The sequence below is a fragment of the Neolewinella agarilytica genome (assembly GCF_900110645.1).
In the GTDB taxonomy this organism is placed as follows: domain Bacteria; phylum Bacteroidota; class Bacteroidia; order Chitinophagales; family Saprospiraceae; genus Neolewinella; species Neolewinella agarilytica.
In genome coordinates this window covers 34,344-50,156 of record NZ_FOFB01000001.1, presented here as the reverse complement: position 1 = coordinate 50,156, position 15,813 = coordinate 34,344, and the positions used below count along the sequence as shown (strand labels likewise).

General features: G+C 50.2%; 9 protein-coding genes. 4 read left to right on the top strand and 5 right to left on the bottom strand.

What is annotated here, in order from left to right; translation table 11 throughout:
• Nucleotides 1-150 precede the first annotated feature (150 nt).
• Together BM123_RS00175 and BM123_RS00170 are read right to left on the bottom strand one after the other, a co-directional pair.
• Nucleotides 151-1,548 carry a type III PLP-dependent enzyme domain-containing protein gene (locus tag BM123_RS00175; RefSeq protein WP_090165172.1) on the bottom strand — a complete coding sequence of 466 codons (1,398 nt, stop codon included), beginning with the start codon at nucleotides 1,546-1,548 and terminating at the stop codon, nucleotides 151-153.
• A gap of 209 nt (nucleotides 1,549-1,757) precedes the next feature.
• Nucleotides 1,758-2,858, bottom strand: a complete 1,101-nt coding sequence (locus tag BM123_RS00170) for a metallophosphoesterase (RefSeq protein ID WP_139211700.1) — start codon at nucleotides 2,856-2,858, stop codon at nucleotides 1,758-1,760.
• Nucleotides 2,859-3,349: 491 nt separating this feature from the next.
• Here BM123_RS00170 and gltB point away from each other — a divergent pair, with 491 nt between their 5' ends.
• The 3 genes from gltB to BM123_RS00155 all read left to right on the top strand — a co-directional run bounded on the left by gltB (nucleotide 3,350) and on the right by BM123_RS00155 (nucleotide 10,333).
• Entirely contained in the window at nucleotides 3,350-7,903 is a 4,554-nt protein-coding gene (gltB, locus tag BM123_RS00165; RefSeq protein ID WP_090164789.1) for a glutamate synthase large subunit, read from the top strand.
• Nucleotides 7,904-7,968: 65 nt separating this feature from the next.
• Nucleotides 7,969-9,447 (top strand): glutamate synthase subunit beta, encoded by a 1,479-nt coding sequence (locus tag BM123_RS00160; RefSeq protein WP_090164788.1) that lies wholly within the window; start codon nucleotides 7,969-7,971, stop codon nucleotides 9,445-9,447.
• A 349-nt stretch (nucleotides 9,448-9,796) separates the two neighbouring features.
• On the top strand, nucleotides 9,797-10,333 hold the full coding sequence (locus tag BM123_RS00155; RefSeq protein ID WP_090164787.1) for a hypothetical protein: 537 nt from the start codon (nucleotides 9,797-9,799) through the stop codon (nucleotides 10,331-10,333).
• Nucleotides 10,334-10,424: 91 nt separating this feature from the next.
• On the opposite strand, the gene mltG is transcribed toward BM123_RS00155, so the two are convergent.
• The 3 genes from mltG to BM123_RS00140 form a co-directional block, all read right to left on the bottom strand.
• Nucleotides 10,425-11,468, bottom strand: a complete 1,044-nt coding sequence (gene mltG, locus BM123_RS00150) for an endolytic transglycosylase MltG (RefSeq protein ID WP_090164786.1) — start codon at nucleotides 11,466-11,468, stop codon at nucleotides 10,425-10,427.
• Nucleotides 11,469-11,489: 21 nt separating this feature from the next.
• Nucleotides 11,490-12,317 (bottom strand): LexA family transcriptional regulator, encoded by an 828-nt coding sequence (locus BM123_RS00145; protein ID WP_175489194.1) that lies wholly within the window; start codon nucleotides 12,315-12,317, stop codon nucleotides 11,490-11,492.
• 109 nt (nucleotides 12,318-12,426) lie between these two features.
• On the bottom strand, nucleotides 12,427-13,395 hold the full coding sequence (locus BM123_RS00140; RefSeq protein WP_139211699.1) for an endonuclease/exonuclease/phosphatase family protein: 969 nt from the start codon (nucleotides 13,393-13,395) through the stop codon (nucleotides 12,427-12,429).
• Nucleotides 13,396-13,830: 435 nt separating this feature from the next.
• Here BM123_RS00140 and BM123_RS00135 point away from each other — a divergent pair, with 435 nt between their 5' ends.
• The gene (locus tag BM123_RS00135) at nucleotides 13,831-15,810 is read left to right on the top strand and encodes an OmpA family protein (protein WP_090164784.1); all 1,980 of its coding nucleotides are present in this window, start codon (nucleotides 13,831-13,833) and stop codon (nucleotides 15,808-15,810) included.
• Nucleotides 15,811-15,813: the final 3 nt, after the last annotated feature.

The following is a 15,813-nucleotide window of genomic DNA, read 5'->3' as shown; positions in this document are numbered from 1 at the left end:
GTGTTACAGACGTAATACTTAAAAGAGTAAGCCTGACGGCCAGGATTATCGACATTCTATCGCGCTAAACTTACGGGCCAGTTCGGAGCCTGACCATAAGTATTGATCTTGCCGCCTGTCCCTCGCGGCCGTCATGTCTCAGGCAATTGATTAATACCCCAAAATATTCAGCATACTCTCCGACGTTTGCATCGGGTGCAGCACCCGGTCGGTCAGGTTGCCTTGCTCATCCAGGTCAATAATTATATGCTGTGGGCTGGGAATTAAGCAATGTTTTATCCCTCCGTATCCTGAAATGCTGTCCTGGTAGGCTCCGGTATGGAAGAAGCCCAGGTAAAGCAGCTCTTCATCTTCCGGCTTGTTCATGGGGAGATAAACCTGGCTTTCGTGGATTTCGCTATTGTAATAGTCGGAGTTGTCGCAGCTCAGTCCACCAATGTTAACCCGGTGATAGTCATTGTTCCATTTGTTGATCGGCAGGAGGATAAACCGTTCGCCAATGCCCCATGCATCGGGCAGGGTAGTCATCAGTGAGTTGTCAATCATGTACCACATCTCACTATCGTTCTGCTGCTTTTGGGCTAATACAGAAAAGATAGTTGCACCACTTTCACCGACGGTATATTTCCCGAATTCAGTAAAGATGTCGGGTTCCGGAACCTCTAATTCTTCGCAGGCTTCCAGAATATTGGAGACTATTTCCCGAACCATGTACTTGTAGTCAAACTCAAAGCCCAGACTGTTACGAATGGGCATCCCGCCACCGATGTTCAGGGCATGAAGTTGCTCACTTTCTTGTTTGAGTTTACCGTAGAGACGAACGGCCTTTTTTAGCTCGCCCCAGTAGTAAAGGCTGTCCTTAATGCCGGTGTCCACGAAGAAGTGGAGCATGTGAAGCTCCAGTTTCGGATTGTCTTTGATGCGTTCGTTGAAGAGCGGAATGACGTCAGCTTCCCGTAGCCCCAGGCGGCTGGTGTAAAATTCAAAATTGGGCTCCTCCTGCGTTGCCACCCGGATCCCGATTTTGGCTTTCACCTTTACGTGCTCTTCATAGTAGTCCAGCTCGTGACCATTGTCGACGACTGCAATGACGTTTTCAAAGCCATCATTGATCAGACTCACAATGCCTTCCAGGTAGCTGGTGGGCTTAAAGCCATTACAAACTATGTACGTCTTTTTATCAATTTTTCCGGATTTGTGCAGCGTCCTGATCAAATCAATATCATAGGTGGAACTGATTTCCAGCTGGACGTCGTGATCCAGTGCTTCTTCCACCACATGGGCGAAGTGACTGCTTTTAGTGCAATAGCAATAGCTATACTTTCCGCTGTATCCCTGACTGCGCATGGCCCGCCTGAAGAGGTTACGCGCCTGCTTTATCTTAGTACCAATACTGGGGAGATAAGTCAGCTTAAGGGGGGTACCGTATTTCCTGATCAAATGAATCAGAGGGACCTTATTGAAGGTCAGATATCCGTTTTCCAGGTCGAAGCCTTCCTGAGGAAAATAGAAGGTTTGATCAATCAGATCAAAGTACTTGTTGGCCACCAGCGTGTCTTTTTGCGCGGCGAAGATACTTTCTCCATTCCTAAGTTTATAGGGGCAGTTGAGAGAAACTTTCAATAAAAAAAGGGGCGCTGAACGCAGGTGCAATGAAAAGCTTGCTGCTGGCCGTAGAATGGACCCTCAGAATTGTCTCTGACCGCGATTTTTTGCCTTTTCTTCTGGCAAAAACAAGGAGCAGTGGAGAGGTTGAGTTATTTTTTTTCGGACACGAATAATTCTTTGCGCTCGCCCATTAGTGTGCCACGGCTGTAGTGGCCATCTTCAATAATGAGCACCTCACCCGTTGAGCCGAACTTTATGCTGCTGTCAACGGCAATAACCTTTCCGCTAAAGTAACTTTTGACGGCATCAAATGAAGTATGGCCGACTACCATTTTAGTAGCCTTGAGCTTCTTAAGAATTTTGTCAAGATCGTTTTCCTCAAATTCTTTGTCCAGAAAGTACCCCCGGTACCAAAGTGGCCCCTCTCTGCCCTGTAAGACCTTTAGCTTTTCAGACTCTGCAACCACCAGGGAAGGGATGGCGTCAATGAGTTTGTCGTGATAGATGTCATTAATTTTACTGAGCGTATTCACTTCCCTGAGTAGTGATTTGCTCAGTCCTCCGTGGACATAAACAATATCGTTGATCCGAATCGTCAGAGGAAGGGATCTAAGCCACCGGCCTAAGTACGTGTCCGGTCCGTAAAGGTCCTGGTAGGGGGTTGTCAGCAGAGCTGTCGTCAGCAAATAACGCTTATGGATATAGCGCACATCACCGGCCAGAATCATTGTCTCGTGATTGCCAAGTAAGAGGTGAACTCTTCCACCGGCCTTTTCGGCCTCGAGCTGCAGGTTGTGAATAAGCCAAAGTGCCTGGTTGACTTCGTCTCCGCGGTCAAAAACGTCTCCCACAATCACCAGGTGTCCTTTTCCGAAAATCCAGTGTTGATTTTCATCAATCACACCAAAGTTCTCCAGCAGCTTTTTTGCCACTTCGTACTGACCGTGAATATCACTGAGAGCCACTACTTTTTTTACACCGCTGAAAGAGATCTGAGGGTCCCGGCGAAACTTACGTTTCGGGTTAACTAACTCCGGGCGGAAAGAGGGAAAAGTCGGAAGTTGCTTAGCGATGCTGTCATTCCATACCAGATATTCTTTTCTTCTTTCTTCGGGCCAGGCGATGCGGGCCACCAGGGAGTCTGGGGTACGGTAAACCAGATAGGGGCCATCAGGCGGCATCTCCTCCTGTGCAGAAACTATAACAGGAACGAATAAAAGCAACAGAAAGAGTAGGAGTAGCTTGTGCACGATGGACGAATGAGTAGTTGAGTGATGAAATAACGAGCTAAGGATGTTAACTGTTTGTTACGGAAAGGAATTCCTTGCGCTAATATCTTCCCATTGCACCTGCGTTTGCGCCCTGATGTTCATTTTTGGAAATCAGTCTTTTTTCCTTTTGTGTCCCAATTCCCTAAACCACACCGAAACTTGCAAGTGAAATTAAATGGCGTATTTGTTTAGAAGTTTAGTTTTTAAAACTGTATTGTTCGCGTATTAACGTATTTAAATTCGTATTTTTACTAAATCCATTTTTGGGTTCATGCTTAGCGACTGGTGATTTACTGAAGACGTGCAGGCCCTGACCCGGCTTAACTAACCCTAAATTTATACTTTGTGGATTCTGAAAAACCGGCCAATTATTTGCTGATTTTAAGTTCTTCGAAACTTTGGTAGTAGAAGAACTGATGGCCGGGCATTTGAAATCCACCGCCTTAACCAGGCGGTCAACCTGAGCTGTTATGCGTTACGTAGCTGATACTACTTCTACTGAAGGATTATACTCCCCTCACCTTGAATCAGATGCTTGTGGCACGGGGTTTATTGCCAACCTTAATGGCATACCCTCTCACGATATAGTTACCAATGCACTCACCATGCTGGCCAATATGGAGCACCGTGGTGCCTGTGGATGTGAGCCAAACAGTGGTGATGGCGCTGGTATTATGGTCCAGATTCCACACGACTTTTTTGCCCGTAAACTGACGGAAGTTGGTAAAGAATTACCCGAGAAAGGGAAGTACGGTGTGGGGATGCTCTTCCTGCCCGCTGAGAAGCAACTTATGGACCAGTGTCTGTTTGCCTTCGAAGATTATGCGGACGAAATGGGCTTTGACGTAATTCACTACCGCAAAGTACCCGTTGATAATGAAGAAGTAGGCCCCACGAGTCGCAGCGTTGAACCACGGTTTCAACAAGTTTTCGTTAAACCGAGAAAAGAGATGGAGCCAGCCGCTTTGGAACGTCGGCTTTTTATTCTTCGTAAGTACGCTACGCACAGCATTCACTTAACCTACCCGGAAACCAGAGATCAGTTCTATCTGGCCAGTTTCAGTTATAAGACGATTGCTTACAAGGGACAACTTACCACCTGGCAGTTGCCGGGGTATTTTCAGGATCTTAAGTCACAGGACTTCAAGTCAGCTATTGCCCTGGTACACAGTCGGTTTTCTACGAACACCGAACCAAAGTGGAAACTGGCTCAGCCCTTCCGGATGATTGCCCACAATGGAGAGATTAATACTATTCAAGGCAACGTAAACTGGTGGAAAAGCAAGGAAAGCCTGATTCGGGAAACCTCTAAATTTACGGAGGAAGAACTGGACAAGATCTACCCCGTTTGCGGGACGGGCCTCTCAGATTCTGCTAACTTCGACAATGTACTGGAATTTCTTACGCTGAACGGCATTAGCATTCCACATGCTTTAATGATGATGGTGCCGGAAGCCTGGCAGCATGACGATGCAATGCCGGATTACAAGAAAGCTTTTTACGAGTACACTAAAGGCCTGATGGAGCCCTGGGATGGCCCGGCTTCCATTTGCTTTACGGACGGTATTCTCGTTGGTGCAACACTGGATCGTAATGGTTTGCGGCCAAGTCGCTGGTGCCTTACCAAGGACAACGTACTCATCGTTGCCAGTGAAGCGGGCGCTCTGCCCGTTGATCAGTCTTCAATTGTTCAAAAAGGACGTTTGCAGCCAGGGCGTATTCTGGTGGCGGACCTCGACGAACACCGGATCATCGGTGATGAAGAGCTTAAGGAGATCATTTGTAAAAGATTACCCTACCGGGAATGGTTGGATGAGCACCGTACAACTCTGGAAGACCTTCCGCTAAGTCGCCGGGCTTCCGTAAGTATGGGAGAGAAGACCTTGTTTGAACGCTTACAACTCTTCGGTTACACCAAAGAAGACCTCAATTTCCTTCTGGAACCAATGATTAAGGGCGGAAAAGATCCGATTGGTTCAATGGGGGCAGATACTCCGCTGGCGGCATTGAGCCTGCAATCACAGCACATTGCCAATTACTTTAAGCAGCTCTTTGCCCAGGTGACTAACCCGCCCATCGATCCGATTCGGGAGCGTAGCGTGATGTCTCTTTTTGCCATGCTGGGCAGTACGGGAAACATTATGGAAGTGAAGGCTGAGAATGCCCGCAACATTCACCTCCCGTCTCCTGTGCTGACGAATGACGAGATGGCCAAGATCAAAGAAATTCACCATCCGCACTTTAAGGCCAGTGTTATCAATTCTGTTTTTCAGGTTGACGGGCAGGATGGCCGGCTTTCCGCCGCCATCGAGCGTATAAAAGCGCAGGCGGAAAGTCTCGTTCGTAGTGGCTACAACATTCTGGTGATCAGCGACCGGGCGGCAGATAGCAATAACGCTCCTGTTCCGAGCTTACTGGCTACGGGGGCCATTCACCATCACCTGGTCCGCAAAGGCCTCAGGGCTAAAACGAGCCTGGTCATTGAAGGAGGGGATATTCGGGAAACACATCACTTTGCCACGCTAATCGGTTATGGCGCAAGTGCCGTTAATCCATATCTGACCTATGCCGCTTTGTCGGAACTTCATTCTTCTGGCATCTTTGATGAGTCCGGAATGGAGCGTAGCGAGGTGCTTTACACCTACCGTAAAGCCATTGGTAAGGGCTTGCTTAAGATCATGTCCAAAATCGGCATCTCTACCTTACAATCTTACCAGGGGGCGCAGATTTTCGAAGTGCTGGGGCTTAGCCGCAGTGTGGTGGACGAATGTTTCCGGGGCTCCATCAGCCGGATTGAAGGAATGGACTATGACGGAATCGCCAAAGAAGTGCTGGTGCGTCACGCATTAGCTTATCCGGCTCAGCCGATCGCCAATCCGCAGTTAGAAGTGGGGGGTGTTTTCCAATGGAAAAGAAGGGGAGAAGCGCACACTTTTAACCCCAAGAGCATCCACTACCTGCAGTTAGCCGCGCGGAAGAATGACGCGGAGGCCTACGAGAAGTATAAGAATGAAATCAATGAGCAGACCCAGCGGGCACTAACCCTTCGTGGTTTGTTAGCTTTCCGTCGTGGAACCCCCATTGATATTGAGGACGTTGAGCCGGCCAGTGAAATCATGAAGCGCTTCGCCACCGGAGCCATGTCCTTCGGTTCCATCAGCTGGGAGGCGCATACGACGCTGGCCATAGCGATGAATAAGATCGGCGCTAAGTCGAACTCTGGAGAAGGAGGAGAAGATACGGTCCGCTTCGAGATTGATGAAAAAGGCAATAACATGCGCTCTGCCATTAAGCAGGTAGCTTCGGGGCGTTTTGGCGTAACGAGTCACTACCTGACGAATGCGGATGAAATCCAGATTAAGATGGCTCAGGGAGCCAAGCCCGGTGAAGGAGGGCAGTTGCCCGGGCACAAAGTCGATGACTGGATTGGCCGGGTAAGAAACTCCACTCCGGGAGTTGGGCTTATCTCTCCGCCTCCCCACCACGATATTTACTCCATTGAGGATCTGGCGCAATTGATTTATGACCTCAAAAACGCTAACCGTAAAGCACGGATTAACGTAAAGCTGGTATCCAAGGCCGGTGTAGGGATCATTGCTTCCGGTGTCGCGAAAGCTAAAGCCGATGCCATTCTCATTTCAGGCCATGATGGTGGCACGGGCGCCAGCCCACTCAGTAGTATCCGACATGCCGGCCTCCCGTGGGAGCTTGGCCTGGCGGAGACGCATCAGACGCTGGTAAAGAACAAACTACGGGATCGGGTCGTCGTACAAACGGACGGTCAGATCCGTACCGGAAGAGACCTGGCCATTGCCGCTTTCCTCGGAGCAGAGGAATTTGGTGTGGCAACTGCCGCACTGGTCGTAGAAGGCTGTATTATGATGCGTAAGTGTCACGTAAACACCTGCCCGGTTGGTATTGCTACCCAGAACCCGGATCTACGGGCGCGTTTTACCGGAGACCCGGAGCATGTCATTAATTTCTTCCGTTTCCTGGCTGAAGATCTACGCCAGATTATGGCGGAGCTTGGCTACCGTACCGTTAATGAAATGGTAGGTAAAGTGGAGCAACTGAAGACTAATGCTGAAATTGAGCACTGGAAGTATAAGGCTCTGGACCTGAGTCCAATACTGTACAAGGCAATTGCCGAAAAAGGCGTTGGCTTATACCAGAAAACAGAGCAGGATCACGAACTTGACAACGTCCTTGACCGCAGACTGATCTCTGCTGCGAGACAAGCGTTGGAGGACATGGAGCCCGTTGCCAGTGAGTTCCCGATCAAGAATACCGATCGTTCCGTTGGTACAATGCTTTCTAATGAAATAAGTCGCCGTTTTCACGGAGAAGGCCTGCCCGACGGAGCCATTAAGTTCCGTTTCCGTGGCTCTGCAGGACAGTCTTTCGGGGCTTTCGGTGCTAAAGGCCTGGAGTTCCTGCTGGAAGGAGAGTCGAATGATTACTTCGGCAAAGGCCTCAGTGGCAGTCGACTGATTGTTGTTCCAGACCGGATTTCCACTTTTGATCCGCATGAGAACATTATCATCGGCAACGTTGCCTTCTATGGAGCGACAGCTGGCGAAGCCTACATCAAAGGTATGGCCGGTGAACGTTTCTGTGTACGTAATTCTGGCGTGAAAACGGTCGTCGAGGGAATCGGAGACCATGGCTGTGAGTACATGACTGGCGGATTAGTAGTGATCCTTGGCGAGACGGGCAAGAACTTCGGTGCCGGAATGTCTGGTGGCATGGCTTATGTCTACGACCCCAATAAAACCTTATCGAATAAGCTGAACGGCGATATGGCGGATTTGGAATCGCTTAATGACTTTGATCAGCAATTATTACAGCAGATGGTTCGGAACCACTTTACGTACACAAGTTCAAAAGTGGCTATGGACATGCTGAATGACTGGCAGGAAGAGCTTAAACACTTCATCAAAGTAATGCCACGAGACTATAAGCGAGTCCTGGCCGAAAAGTCCGCTCAGCCTGATGTTCAGGTCAAGGCTGCAGAACTTATCTAAGGCTTCCGGCACCCCAATTCCACCAAAAAAATAACCCTGCAATAGCAGAGCAAAAAAAATCTATCATGGCAGATCCACAAGGTTTCCTCAAATACACCCGAGAATTACCCGGAAAGCGTGAAGTAGCGGTTCGTAAACAGGACTGGAAGGAACTATATGAGCCCCTGGCAGAAGAGAAAACGATTCAGCAGGCCAGTCGCTGTATGGATTGTGGCGTCCCGTTTTGTCATAATGGTTGTCCGTTAGGAAACATTATTCCTGAGTTCAATGATGCAGTTTATCAGGAAGACTGGAAGCTCGCCTGGAATATCCTTAGTGAGACGAATAACTTCCCGGAATTTACCGGGAGAATTTGCCCCGCACCCTGCGAAGCAGCTTGTGTGTTAGGCATCAATCAACCGGCGGTTGCCATTGAGCATATCGAAAAAAGCATTGCCGAAGAAGCATTTTCCCGTGGTTATGCCCGCCCCAACCCACCCAGCAGTCGTACGGGTAAGAAAGTGGCTGTTGTTGGTTCTGGCCCGGCAGGTCTGGCGGCTGCGGCTCAGCTTAACAAGGCAGGACATACGGTGACGGTATACGAACGAAACACCCGGATCGGCGGATTACTACGCTACGGCATTCCTGACTTTAAGCTGGAAAAGCGCATCATCGACCGCCGGGTTGACCTGATGAAAGCGGAGGGGATCACCTTTGAGGTGAACGCTAATGTTGGTGGTAATGTAGATGCCAAGCAGTTAGTACGGGATAGTGACGCCGTAATCCTTGCGGGGGGCTCAACGATTCCCAGAGACATCCCTTCTCCCGGAAGAGAACTTAAAGGAATTCATTTTGCTATGGATTTTCTGGATCAGAATAACAAACGGGTGGCCGGGGATGATCTGACGGGCACCGAGGAAATACACGCAAAAGGTCTGGACGTTGTCGTTATCGGTGGTGGAGATACGGGCGCAGACTGTGTGGGTACCAGCAACAGACATGGTGCTAAGTCGGTTACCCAGATTGAGATCATGCCAATGCCCCCAACGGAAAGAGATCAGAATAGCTGGCCTAACTGGCCTATGATTCTTCGGACAAGTACCAGCCATGAAGAAGGCTGCGAGCGAGAGTTTGCTGTGCTTACAGAAGCCTTCCTGGGGGACGAGGACGGGAAGTTGCGAGCCATTAAAACAGTAAACATCCGCTGGGGCAAAAACCCGGCAGGCAGAAATACCTTTGTAAAGATTGAAGGTAGTGAGCGGGAACTGCCCTGCCAGCTGTTGCTTATTGCTGCGGGCTTCCTGCATCCCCAACATGAGGGTATGTTAACCAACCTGGGTGTTGGCCTTGATGCCCGCAAGAATGTGGCTGCCAGCCCGGAGCACGGCTATCAGACCAGTATACCTAAAGTCTTTGCTGCGGGCGATATGCGCCGCGGGCAGAGCCTCGTCGTATGGGCTATCTCAGAAGGTCGGGAGTGCGCTCGTGCCGTTGATGCTTACCTGAATGGAGGTGAGTCTATGCTGGAAAGTAAGGACGGTGGAAACCTGGCATTGGCTATTTAAGAGCTCGTTTGGGATTTTATGGAAATAGAGTGCCGTCAGGCCTCACCCTGGTTTGTTTCTCTGCTTCGGCTGCTGCTTACACATAATTAATGTGTTAGCCCTCCCGCAGCCGTTGAGCTACCACTTCGTTTATTGGGTCTTGTGCCGCTGGCTGGCATGGATAATGCAGTTGGCCGTCAGTGCTTCTCGTTGCGTTACCTACACCGCAAAATATTAAAAACCCCTCATGGCTGGCGGGTTTGTTAACGTTTCCTTCCACTTCCTCATAAGATGCGGTTAATCAAGAACCCATTTGGTGACAATGTGTGACTTCTGCCGTTATAATTGTGTAACCAAACTTGTAACGGTCATGAAACAGAATTTCCTTCTCCCTACTTTAGTCTTCCTTTTCGTCGCTCTCTTTGCCCTTCCGGCAAATGCACAGCGCCCAGGCGGCACCCGTGGTTCTACCACAACGACCGCTACGAGCCGAGCAGACACGCAGCCTGCTGCTACCCGTAGTACCCGGGCCAGCACTAACCGCCAAACCAGCAGCCGCCCTCAGGCGACTACCCGTACTACCCGCCGGACTAACCCGACGCCTACGACTTCTACCCGTCGTCGTACCAGTACGCCCAGCAGCACAAACCGTAATACTAACCCGAACTACTGCCCTCCGGGTGGAACAGCGGCGACCACCAACCGACGCACCAGCACGCAGACCAGTGGCACCAGCCGCCGTGTTAACCAGGCTGGCGGAACTACCAGAGTAACGACCCGTCCTGCAGGCACTGCTGCTAATACCCGGGCCGAAGCAAGAACCCGGACTAAGAAAGCACGGGGTACCATCGATGGGCGGAGCATCAACTTCGATGATGTATATGCCAGCCGCTCTAAGCGCAACTAGAATTAAAGTCTTCCCATAATAATCCCACGAACTGTATATGTCCCGTTCCGCCAACAGGCGGAACGGGTTTTTTATGGCAAAGCCATTGCTTCTATCGTTGCTTAGCTAACCACTTTTGATAGGCGGCCTTTCCTTTGGCAAAGCCCGCAGCAGTAGCATAGAAGTGATGAGAACCATCTCCTTTTTCAACGTTAAGCACATAATACAGATAGTCCGTTTTTGCGGGATTCAGGGCTGCTTCATAAGCAGACTTACTTGCTGAGCTGATCGGACCGGGGGGGAGCCCGTAAATTTTCCGGGTGTTGTAAGGATGGTCAACCTCTACGTCACTTTTATGAATGATGCCATCCCAGCGATTAAGTAGTTTGGCGATGTAAACGTTCGTTGCATCAATGCCCAGAGGAATTCCCTGTTCCAGGCGGTTATAAATCACTGAAGCCACTAAAGCCCGTTCCTCGGCTACTTTTGATTCATTTTCAATCAGGCTGGCAATGGTAACGATCTCCTGCTTCGTCCGGCCTATTTTTTCGGCTTGCGCATCCCAGTCCGCTTCCCAAACAGACTTGAATTGATTGACCATCTTAATGATGACGTCTTTAGGGTGAGCGTCTAACTCAACTTCGTAGGTAGTAGGGTAGAGGTAGCCCTCCAGATTCTTAGCCTCCGGAGCCATTTCTTCGATCAGGCTAACATCGTTCATCATGGCCAACACCTCTTTTTCATCGATGGCGGGCTCTGTGGGAAACTGTGCTGCCAGGCGTTTGGCTATCTCAAAGCGGGTCCAGCCTTCCGGAATGGTAAGAGCTTTAGTGCGTTTCTTCCCGTCTTTCAGCTTAGCTAAAACTTCCTTCGGACTGATGGGAGAGGGAAATAGATAGTCTCCGGCCTGCAATTGAGTCCCCTGATCAAAGAACCGGAGATACAGCTTAGTAGCCAGTGGTGCCTGAATAATGTTGTTTTCTTCCAGTATCTGTAAAATGCTGTTCGAGCCCAGACCCTGATCAATCGTTAGGTAACGATCAGCGTTTTCGTGCTCAACCGGCGCCTCTATGGCAGCATACATCCAATAAGCGAAGCCTCCGATGGCCATAGATGCCAGGAGGAAGAGCAGTAGTAATCTGCGGAAAAATTTCATATTTCTTAAGTAGGATAAATTCTATTTCCCCAGGCGGTCAATGGCGCCGGACAAGCGGTTAATCATCTTGCCCTGCTGCTGGATGGTTTCCTTCAGGCCCTGCATCTCTTCCTGTACGTAGCGCTGAATGTTTTGCGGAGAAGGGAGAAAGGGGGTAATGCGGGCCCGAACGTACCATATTTCGCGAAGATCAGACATGGGGATCTTGTACGGCTCGTAAAAGTTATTGTCTGCTATCACCTCCAGTTCCTTGCTTTCTGCAATAAGGTTTTTTACCCGACGAACGACTACGTCACTCCGGGTGACAATAACGTAAGCGTAGTTGTCTTTTACTCCAGACTCCCAAAGAGTAGGTTCCAGAAACGAACAAACAACCTTGTCTCCTTCAAACAGAGTAGGCTCCATACTGTCTCCGGGAATGTCAAAACTGCGGTGGGTTCCCACTTTGTACTTATAATCAGGGAGACTGTAGGTGGGAAGGTCCTGAATAAAAGAGGGGTCCCCAAGTTCGGCAGCATATACTGCATGAGCCGGCAGGGGAACGTGTACGATGAGCTCTTCCTCGTTGGGTGACCGGATAGTGGTGAGGACCCGAAAACTCTGATTGGTTTCTTCGGTCATGAACATCGGCCCGTCTCCGGTCATAATGTAGACCGGATTCATTTTATATTTGGCGATGGCCTTACGGAGTAACTCGATGGTTACATCCCGACGTCCTTTCAGAATTTCTGAAAGAGACTGTGGCAGGTAATCAAGCGATAAAGCGAACTGACGACTGGAACGAACCCGTTTCTCTTCTCTAAGCTTATTGTGGCACTTAATGAAACGTTGAGAAACGACGTTATTCATGGTTGTAGTTTGTAGATATCCGAGTGATGACCCGTCAAAGATAGTTTAGTGTAGCATAAATGCAATAGTGATGAAACATTTTCTTTGCAACTTTTTGCGAATGTTGTGTTTATCCCACAGTTGCGTTTTTATTTCCTTGTTTCGCAGAGCTGATTGATTCATCTGCTTCTTCCTTGTCCTTTGTGCTGGGAGAAGGCCTTGCGGGGTCGGGGGAAGCGGGATCGAAGCAAAGACGTACGAATACAGGGAAGTGGTCTGATCCGATATGAGTAAGCCGCTTTAGCTCAATTACCTTAAAATGAGTGGAAAGATACACATGGTCGAGTGGCCAGCGGGCAAACCAGTAATCAGCGTGGAAGGTGGCAAAGAGGCCACGGCCATGCCTGGGGTCTAACAAGCCACTCAACCGCCGGAACAGCCGCGAGGAATGTGACCAGGCGACGTCATTCATGTCTCCCGCAACAATGGTTGGCTCCCGGTGCTGCCCCACCTGTTTGCCTACCAGTGCGAGCTCAGCATCCCTTCCGACGCTGGAGTAATCCTCCGAAGGGCTGGGGGGCATTGGGTGCAGAAAGTGCAGATTTACCCGGGAGCCATCGCTAAGGTCAACCTTGCAATCAATACTCGGAATATCGTCCTTTATGCGAAATTTTACGCTGGGGTTTTGCAACTCCAGTTTGCTGAAGAGGTGCATACCGTAGAGGTTTTCCAAGGGCACATCTATACTGTGTGGGAAGTGTTCCCGGAGACCGCTCTTCAGTGCTTTTTCCCAGTCGGCGTTAGATTCGAGGGTCAGCAGCAGGTCCGGCTGTTGCTCTTCTACCAGCGAGATCAGCCGATCATATGCAGTGTTGGTCTGCAGTACATTCGCCACCATAAGGCTGATCTGCGGTCGCTCATGGTAGTCAGATGGTGCGTTCTTGACCTGCCTGACCCACACCCCGGTGTAAGGAAGGATACGATAGGACTGATACAGGGTAGCGCTGATGAGTAGAAAAGCGACCAGCAGATTAAGGCTGTCGTTATTGTTATGCGAAATGATCCATAGAAAAGCAGCAAGCCCAAGAATTATGATCATTTGAGCCCGGGGATAATCAAAGCCTCTGATCCACCAGTCCTTGTAGCGCAAAAAGGGCATAAGGGTGCCGATCACCCCGAAGGCGCCTAAAAGCACGGCTGTTATCTGGAAAAGAGTATTGATTAGTAGTTGCTTCTTAAAGGTGAGTAAGGTAACAATGAGCGTTTAGTATCTTTTGTTTCTTTCTCAGAAAATTTTTGCGCAGCCGCAGGTGCCATGTTGATGGGATGAGGAGCTGTGTTTTGCTACCTGAGCTTGCTTCCTTTAGCTCCCACTGCACCTGCGTCCGCGCCTGAATCGGGAGGAAGGAGCAGGCGCCACCCGGGCTATTTGATTGTTGCTGAAAAAATGTCCCGCCGCGTGCAAAACCTACGGGATTAGCATCTACTGACAACAAAGCTCCCGGCCGTCCGTTTTCACCCAAAGACCCCGAAGATGCGTTATCTCCCTTATTTGTTTTTGCTCATCCTGTCTTCTTGTAGTTACACGGCTAAAGTGACCGATGGAGCAACGGCCATTGACCGAAAACAGTATGATGTTGCTGTGGATATGCTGAAGCGTGAATTCAAGAAAGCGAAGTCCAGAAAAGAGAAAGGAGAGATCGCCCTGAACCTGGGCATAGCTCTCCGTGAAACGGAAGATGACGCCGCTGCCATCGACTGGTTTCAAACGGCTTATGATAATAATGCCGGACCACCGGCATTACGCGAGAAAGCCGCTGCATTGAAGCGTTTGGAGCGATACGAAGAGGCCATTCAGGTTTACACCGACCTGGGCTTTGAAATTGGGTCCAAATATGAGTTCCGCAAAGACATCAGCGGTGCCGAGCTGGCGATGGCTTACAAGGAAGCAGAAGAAGCAGGGAAACCCCGCCCCTTTACCGTTGCTGCAACAGACTTTAATACCAGACAGGCAGATTATGCGCCCGTTGTCTTCGAGGATCGATTAATTTTCACCAGTGACCGGAGTGCTTCCAGCGGAGAGGAAACCTTTAAGTGGACTGGCCGGGGCTTCACTGATCTTTTTATCGTTGATCCACAGGCTCGTGGCGCCAGCGTAGATGCTTTTGATGCTCGTCTTAACACGGAAGATCATGAAGGAACACCCGCCTTTAGTGCCGATGGCGCCTACATGATTTTCACGCGCTGTGCTTCACCGGCAAAAAAAGAGGATGCCTGGTGCGGACTTTACCGCTCGGAGCGGGTTGGTGAAGGTTGGGGGCCGGCGAAACAGCTCCCCTTTATTAAAAATGGCATCAATTACATGCATCCCGCGCTATCTGCTGACGGAAAGCGTCTTTACTTTAGTGCACTGATGGAAGACGGCTGGGGTGGATATGATATTTACGTTAGTAATTTGCAGGACAGTGGTGAGTGGGGCGATCCTATTCTCATGAATCGGGCCATTAACACTCAGGGGAATGAGCAATTCCCCAGCCTGGACGGAGACACTCTTTATTTCGCCAGCGATGGCTTGGAAGGACTTGGTGGACTTGATATTTTCCGTACTTACCCAATGGCTAACGGGCGATTTTCCGCTCCTAAAAATCTGGGACCTCCGGTAAATAGCGGAGCGGACGACTTCGGCTTTACCATCCTGCGTCGCGAAGGAAGTGGCCTGGAGGCAACAATGACCGGTTATTTCAGCAGCGCCCGATCCGGAGGCGCAGGCAGCGACGATATCTACGCTTACACCAGGCGGGTCATTCCTCCGCCCCCTGAAGACCCTACGCCAATTGTATACCGAAATGTACTGGACGTTACCGTCGTGGAAAAAATCTACGAGGACCCCGCCGATCCCAAAAGCCGGGTACTGGGGGTTAAGCCGGTCCCGAATGCTACCATCATCGCCAGCATTGGTGAACAGAGCAGAACGGTGAACACAAACGCTGAGGGAATACTGAGTCTGGTTCTGGTAGATGACCAAAATTATTCCTTCCGCGCGGAGCGGGAAGAATACCTGGTGGCGGAGGGGCGCTTCTCCAGCCGGGACCTGCCACGTGATCCGGAGGCACCCGAACAACGCTACGAACTGGAGCTGGAGCTGGAAAAGATTTTCCGCAACCAGGAGGTGGTTCTGAAGAATATCTACTACGACTTTGAGGAGAGTTTCATCCGGGAAGATGCCCAGCCAACCCTGAACGAACTGACGGCTTTGCTGAACCGCAACCCGGATATCCGGATTGAGCTGGGGTCCCATACGGATTGTCGGGGGCCAAAGGCCTACAACCAAAACCTAAGTCAGGCGCGGGCGCAGGCTGCCGTGGATTATCTGATCAATCAGGGCGTTGCTGCCGACCGGCTAACTGCCCGGGGCTATGGCAAAGACCAGCCCATTGAAGATTGTCTTTGTGATCGTTGCACAGAAGAGGAACACCAGCGAAACCGTCGTACAACCTTCCGGATACTGGATTAGCCG

Bases quoted from the DNA above. Each gene is read 5' to 3' on its own strand.
- BM123_RS00145 (WP_175489194.1), bottom strand. From the start codon at position 12,317: ATGAATAACGTCGTTTCTCAACGTTTCATTAAGTGCCACAATAAGCTT.
- BM123_RS00160 (WP_090164788.1), top strand. From the start codon at position 7,969: ATGGCAGATCCACAAGGTTTCCTCAAATACACCCGAGAATTACCCGGA.
- BM123_RS00140 (WP_139211699.1), bottom strand. From the start codon at position 13,395: ATGATCATAATTCTTGGGCTTGCTGCTTTTCTATGGATCATTTCGCAT.
- gltB (WP_090164789.1), top strand. From the start codon at position 3,350: ATGCGTTACGTAGCTGATACTACTTCTACTGAAGGATTATACTCCCCT.
- mltG (WP_090164786.1), bottom strand. From the start codon at position 11,468: ATGAAATTTTTCCGCAGATTACTACTGCTCTTCCTCCTGGCATCTATG.
- BM123_RS00155 (WP_090164787.1), top strand. From the start codon at position 9,797: ATGAAACAGAATTTCCTTCTCCCTACTTTAGTCTTCCTTTTCGTCGCT.
- BM123_RS00135 (WP_090164784.1), top strand. From the start codon at position 13,831: ATGCGTTATCTCCCTTATTTGTTTTTGCTCATCCTGTCTTCTTGTAGT.